Below are 6318 nucleotides of genomic sequence, written 5' to 3'. Positions count from 1 at the left end.
ATCCACAAGATACGTCAAACGTGACGACTATTCAGTTCTACGATAAGCACAGCTTCATCAACCCATGTATGGAATCATCGACTCGCTTTGTTGATAAAGTGATTACTGAAATTGCAGCAATGCACAATGAAGCGGGTATGCCGCTAACGACTTGGCACTTTGGTGGTGATGAAGCGAAAAACATCAAGCTAGGCGCAGGCTTTCAAGATGTTGATGCTCAAGACAAAGTGGCATGGAAAGGTAACATTGAGCTAGACAAGCAAGACAAGCCATTCCAACAGTCTCCACAATGTCAGTCTTTGATTGCTGATGGTTCAGTGAGTGATTTTGGTCACCTGCCTGGCTACTTTGCAAAAGAAGTATCAAAAATTGTTGCAGACAAAGGCATTCCTCACTTCCAAGCTTGGCAAGATGGCTTGAAGTATGTGGAAGAGGGTGAATCTGGCTTCGCTACTGAAACGACTCGCGTTAACTTCTGGGACGTTCTTTACTGGGGCGGCACTTCATCAGTGTACGACTGGTCAGCGAAAGGTTATGACGTGATTGTCTCTAACCCAGATTACGTATACATGGATATGCCATACGAAGTTGACGCAGCAGAGCGAGGTTACTACTGGGCAACGCGTGCAACGGATACTCGTAAGATGTTTGGCTTCGCACCAGAAAACATGCCACAAAACGCGGAAACTTCATTAGACCGTGACGGCAATGGCTTCACTGGTAAAGGCGAGATTGAAGCAAAACCTTTCTACGGCTTGTCTGCACAGCTTTGGTCTGAAACAGTACGTACCGACGAGCAGTATGAATACATGGTGTTCCCTCGCGTACTTGCAGCAGCAGAGCGCGCATGGCACAGAGCTGATTGGGAAAACGACTACAAAGTGGGCGTTGAATACTCTCAAGATACCGACCTAGTAAATAAGCAGTCTTTAAACAACGACTTTAATCGCTTCGCGAATATTGTTGGTCAACGTGAACTGGCTAAGCTTGAGAAAGCGGGTATTGATTACCGACTACCAGTTCCGGGGGCAAAAGTTATTGATGGCAAGCTAGCGATGAACGTTCAATTCCCTGGCGTAGAGCTTCAATACTCAGCGGATGGTGAAAACTGGTTAACGTACGATGAGCAACAACGTCCTTCGGTTTCAGGCGAAACTTACATCCGCTCTATCTCTGAAAGTGGCGAGAAAGTAAGTCGAGTGACTTCGGTGAAATAATCGATAAGCAACATTAATAGATGAGCTCCCTAACTATTATCTTACTCAGATAAAAGTGGGAGCTTTTTTTTCGTCCAAACTAAGTTCGGTACATTCCTTAAACTGAAACATATAGAAATAACCTTTGTTTATAACGTCAACAATGCACATAAGGTGAGCTTCATCGCAAAAGTGACGCACTTCTCATTCTTCTCTTCAAAAAATAAGTCCGCCATAAAAAACTATAAATCAGGTGTGATTGAAATAACTGAATCTAATTTTACGCCGTGAAATAACGTGACCTTGATCCGTTTTGATTATTGGGTTTCTTTTTTTATCTATTTTTATGTTTTTAAGTTATTGATTTGTTAGGTTTAAATAACTTTCTTTTTTTTGATGGTGAGAGAGATCACTCTGTTTGCCCTTTTATTTTGAAGCGTAAATTAATTCGAGCAAGATAGATTTCATGCCAGGGAGGCTACCAATTACTCAAGCGGCGAAGGTGAATGATATACCGAAGATATGTCGCTGAAAAATTTAAACTAAGGCAGTTTACTATGAAAAAAATTATCGCTCTAAGTGCACTTTCTCTAGCTTTCGCTTCTAGTGCTTTCGCTGGTTCTTCTTACGTTACAGGTAATATCCAATTTCACGACGATGGCCGTATCCACGGTTCTGATATGACTTCGACTCTAGAAGCTGGCCACACGTTTGACAACTCTCTAGGCGGTTTAACTGTTTACACTGAGTTTGATGGCATCCAACTTGGCGACCTTGAAGGTCTAACTGCTGCTGAAACTGGTGGCGACGCAACAACTGGTCAAGCAAATGCATTCATCACTGTTGGTGGTGAGCAAGCTTTCAATATCACTGACAACCTATGGGTTGCTGCGGGTTACCAACATGTCTTCTCTGCTGGCGAGAGCATTCAGTTCCGTCCATTGGTTAAAATTGGCTACAACTTCGATAACGGTATCTCTATTAGTAACCGTACTCGTGCACACATCGATGACACTTCTGCAGATGCAGACACTGATTACCGCATGGATAACCGCATTGCTTACTCTGTAAACGAAGACCTAGCGCTGAGCTACAACAACGTATACATGATTGATGCTGAAGCTATGGATCACGAGCTTCGTGCAACATGGACTCGTCAAGGTGTTCAACCTTACTTCGAATTCCGTAGCCAAGCTAACGGAGTTGATTTCGCGAACGGCGCGTCTAAAACAAACAACGCATTCGTATTCGGTGCATCTTACGGCTTCTAAGCTGATTCACTTGGCTGCTTAATCGATTAGATTATTAGCCAAGTGAGTTTCTTCGCTAATTAGCTTTTTTGTTAAATAGAGTTTTTGCTAACTAGCGACGAAAACATAGTGGTACTAACAGCCCGGTTGGTGCCGCGACAAGATTTGCTTTACTGTCCAAAAGCAAAGAGCCTAGTAAGTAAACCACAGTCTTGGGTTTACTTAATGCTAGGCTCTATTTTTATTACTGTTCGTAGGTCTATTTACGCTCTATTTTCCGTTGTAATGACGGTATTCAAACACCTGACCTTTCTCGTTAAACGCATACACAGAATACTCGTCTTTCTTATCGCCATACTCCATGCCCGGAGAGCCCATTGGCATGCCTGGAACCGCCAAGCCAATCGCATTGCGTGGTGGGTTCTCTAAAAAGGCTTTCACGTCCTCTGCAGGAATGTGCCCTTCAAATACGTAACCGTCGATCTCTGCCGTATGGCAAGAAGCCAGTTCTGGCGTTACTCCTAACTTCTGCTTGATTGGGTTCATGTCATCATGGAGTTTCTCTGTGACATCGAAACCTGCGTCTTGCATGTGTTCTGTCCATTCTGTGCAGCAGCCACAATATGGAGACTTATGGTTTAGTACATTAGTAGCGAGAGCTTGTCCTGAAATTGCAGCGAGTGCAGTAAGAGTCATAACTTTACGAATCATGGTGAACCTCATGAATTTGGTTTTTGTTGATATTATAATGAGTGGGTTTGAACAATCTTAATCTGTTGGCATTGCTGACTACGGTGATTGATGACATCGCCATCGCAGCGCCTGCAACGACAGGGCTAAGTAAAAATCCAAAAAATGGGTAGAGCACACCAGCCGCAATTGGAATACCTAACGAGTTATAGATGAAGGCACCAAACAGGTTTTGCTTCATATTTCTCACGGTCGCCTGGGATAGCTCGATCGCATTACTCACAGACAGTGGCGACGAGTTCAGCAGCGTCATTTGCGCACTTTCAATCGCCACATCACTACCACTGCCCATTGCGATTCCTATATCCGCTTGAGCAAGAGCTGGTGCATCGTTAATACCGTCTCCTACCATGGCAACGCTCTTATATTGTTGTTGAAGCTGAACAATATGCTGAGCTTTCTGCTCTGGTAGTACTTCCGAGATAACCTCGTCGATACCGACGTTTTTACCTATTGCTTGAGCCACAGAGTCGTTGTCGCCCGTTAATAGTACGGTGTGAATTCCGGCGGATTTTAGTTGAGCAATGGCTTGTTTGCTATCTATTTTTAACGAGTCTGAAATGCCAAATATGCCTTCCAGTTTTTGATCGATTACAACGAAGATGGGTGTCCATGCTTGTGTACGACAAAGCTCGATGAAATCCGCGCCAATGTCTGTATTGACACCTAATTGGGTTAGGAACTTAAGCGAGCCAACTTGCACGTTCTTGCCGTTAATTATTGCCAGTACCCCAAGCCCTCGTTGGTTTTCAAATTCGCTGTGGGGTAGTGCTGAAACTTGTAAGCTCTCAGCATATTGGCAAACGGCTTTCGCTAATGGGTGTTCTGACCCTACCTCTACCGAATAGGCGTAAGCCAGCAGTTCTTGTTCTGATAAGTCGCCATAAAAGGCCTGCTGAACGGTTGGTTTACCTTGGGTTAGGGTGCCTGTTTTATCAAATACGACAGCATCAATTTTGCTTGCAGATTGCAACACATCTGCATCCTTGATCAGAACACCAAACTCAGCGGCTTTGCCAACGCCAACAGTAATAGAGAGCGGTGTCGCTAAGCCCAATGCGCATGGGCAGGCGATGATTAGCACTGTTGTTGATACCACTAGCATGTAACTTGCACTCGGTTGTGGTCCAACAAAAAACCAAACTAGGGCGGCAATGGCTGCGATCGCGACCACAACTGGTACGAAAACGGCAGAAATAGAGTCGGCAAGCTTCGCAATCTCAGGCTTGCTGCTTTGTGCTTGGCGAACCATCTGAATGATTCGAGTCAACATGGTGCTTGAGCCAATCCCCGTAGCTTCAATGATTAAGCTGCCATCACCATTAATGGTACCTGCTGAAACGCCATCATTAATCGATTTAACGTTGGGAAGCGGTTCGCCAGTCAGCATCGATTCATCGATATAAGATTCGCCAGATACCACGACACCATCGACAGGGACTTTTTCTCCTGGCTTCACTCGAACTTGCATACCGACTTGAATGGCTTCTACAGCGATGGTTTGCTCTTTGCCATCGACGATAACCACCGCTTTTTGAGGCTGTAAGTTAATCAGCGCCTGCAAAGACTTAGTGGTGCGAGCTTTGGCTTTGGCTTCAATGTAGTGACCCAAAGAAATTAGGCCAACAATCATTGCGCTCGCTTCAAAATAGACATGGCGCGATGGTTCTGGGAACCATGATGGAATAAGCACAACCAACATTGAATAGAACCATGCTGCGCCAGTACCTAAAGCAACTAACGTATCCATGGTTGCACGCTTGTGCATCAGTGATTGCCAAGCGTTAGTAAAGAAGCTGCGTCCTGAGGTCGCAAGCAGTACCAAACAGACAACACCTATTAAGCCCCAAGCCAATTGGTCGTTAAATGTAGCAATAGTCATGCTGCCACCAAACAGACCCCACGCCATCAGCGGAGCACCGATAAGTAGCGCGCTTACTGAATTATTTAGGAAAGCTTTTTGGGTACGAAGTTGTTGTTCTTGCTGTTTTTGTTGTTGAGTTGCCGCGTCATCAACGAACTCGGCACCATAACCTGCGGTTTTTACCGATTCTATGAGAGGGCTTTCGATGACGCTACGTGTTTCAGATGTGAAGACTAAGGCTGTCTGTTCGGCGAGGTTGATCTGAGCTTGGTCGACGAACTCATTCTTTTTCAGAGCTTTCTCTACCGAAGAAACACAACTCGCACACGTCATTCCCTCAAGAACAAGGTGATAGGTATATTGGCTAGCCGCAGGTTTAGCTTGTGTCGGTTCCACGGGCACTGTTTTTTTATCGTCTTCTGATTCTTTATTAGATAAAGGCTCATTAATTTCAGAGTAAGGAGTTGCGTGATAACCCACACTTTCGATTAGCTCAATAAGCTCGGATTCTGAAAGCAGACTAACCAACGACAATTCATGTTTGCTGACTTCTAGGTCTGAGATTTGCTCGGTCTGCTCAAGCGCTTGTGTCAGCTTGTTCACGCACTTACCGCAGCTAAGACCGGATAACGAAAGGTGCAGTTTATTGCCCATGCTATAACCAAGCGTCGCTAACTGTTGGTTGAGTTGAACGTAATTAAAAGGAGTAGAAATATCGATGTGGGTCGGCGATATATCATTGATCGTCGTGTTGTCGAATTCGCCAAACAGTGTGCGAACTTTCTTCGCACAACCCATGCAATTTAGGCCGTTGAGCATAGCTGTGTAATGGTTCATATCGATACTCCAATTCTCATCTACGCCTAACATAAACCTTCCCGTAAGGGTAAGGTCAAACATAAATTCAAGAATTTGATATTTGCTGGAATATTGAGTGATGGAATAGATGAGGTTTATCGCGAGCGTGGCGAGAATTTGCCGTTTTAGAGCATTTGACATGTGCTTGAGCTATTGGTTTGCTCCTTCTACGATAGCTTTCGTACAAGATCAGCGCATTAATCATTCACTACTGATTGTAGATTTAAGCGGTGGTGATAAAATAGCGCCCAAAATTTAGTGATATTTTTCTGTTGCAGGCTTTGTAATGGCAATCACTAAAAGAATCACCTACATAATCAAGGTATTTAAATGACGGTTAAAACTCGTTTTGCTCCTAGCCCAACTGGCTATCTTCACGTTGGTGGTGCACGTACTGCAC

Annotated in this window: 5 protein-coding genes; 3 read left to right on the top strand and 2 right to left on the bottom strand. The window is 44.5% G+C overall.

Annotated elements, in window-relative coordinates; genetic code table 11:
• Positions 1 to 1217, top strand: a 1217-nt coding sequence (locus AB4653_RS06360; protein WP_372103599.1) for a family 20 glycosylhydrolase, incomplete at its 5' end; no start/stop codon positions are given.
• Positions 1218 to 1753: 536 nt separating this feature from the next.
• Positions 1754 to 2467, top strand: a complete 714-nt coding sequence (locus AB4653_RS06355) for an oligogalacturonate-specific porin KdgM family protein (RefSeq protein WP_009848608.1) — start codon at positions 1754 to 1756, stop codon at positions 2465 to 2467.
• Between the two features lie 249 nt (positions 2468 to 2716).
• Here the strand turns inward: AB4653_RS06355 and AB4653_RS06350 are convergent, their stop codons facing one another.
• Positions 2717 to 3157 (bottom strand): DUF411 domain-containing protein, encoded by a 441-nt coding sequence (locus AB4653_RS06350; RefSeq protein WP_029223113.1) that lies wholly within the window; start codon positions 3155 to 3157, stop codon positions 2717 to 2719.
• Positions 3147 to 5930 (bottom strand): copper-translocating P-type ATPase, encoded by a 2784-nt coding sequence (locus AB4653_RS06345; RefSeq protein ID WP_102257962.1) that lies wholly within the window; start codon positions 5928 to 5930, stop codon positions 3147 to 3149. Before AB4653_RS06345 ends, AB4653_RS06350 begins: the two co-directional genes overlap by 11 nt.
• Positions 5931 to 6248: 318 nt before the next feature.
• Between AB4653_RS06345 and AB4653_RS06340 the strand changes: the two genes are divergently transcribed.
• On the top strand, positions 6249 to 6318 hold a 70-nt coding region (locus AB4653_RS06340; protein WP_372103602.1), incomplete at its 3' end, for a glutamate--tRNA ligase family protein.

It is taken from the genome of Vibrio sp. 10N.222.48.A3 (assembly GCF_041475345.1).
GTDB lineage: Bacteria > Pseudomonadota > Gammaproteobacteria > Enterobacterales > Vibrionaceae > Vibrio > Vibrio tasmaniensis_A.
This window is presented reverse-complemented; position numbering and strand designations above follow the sequence as displayed.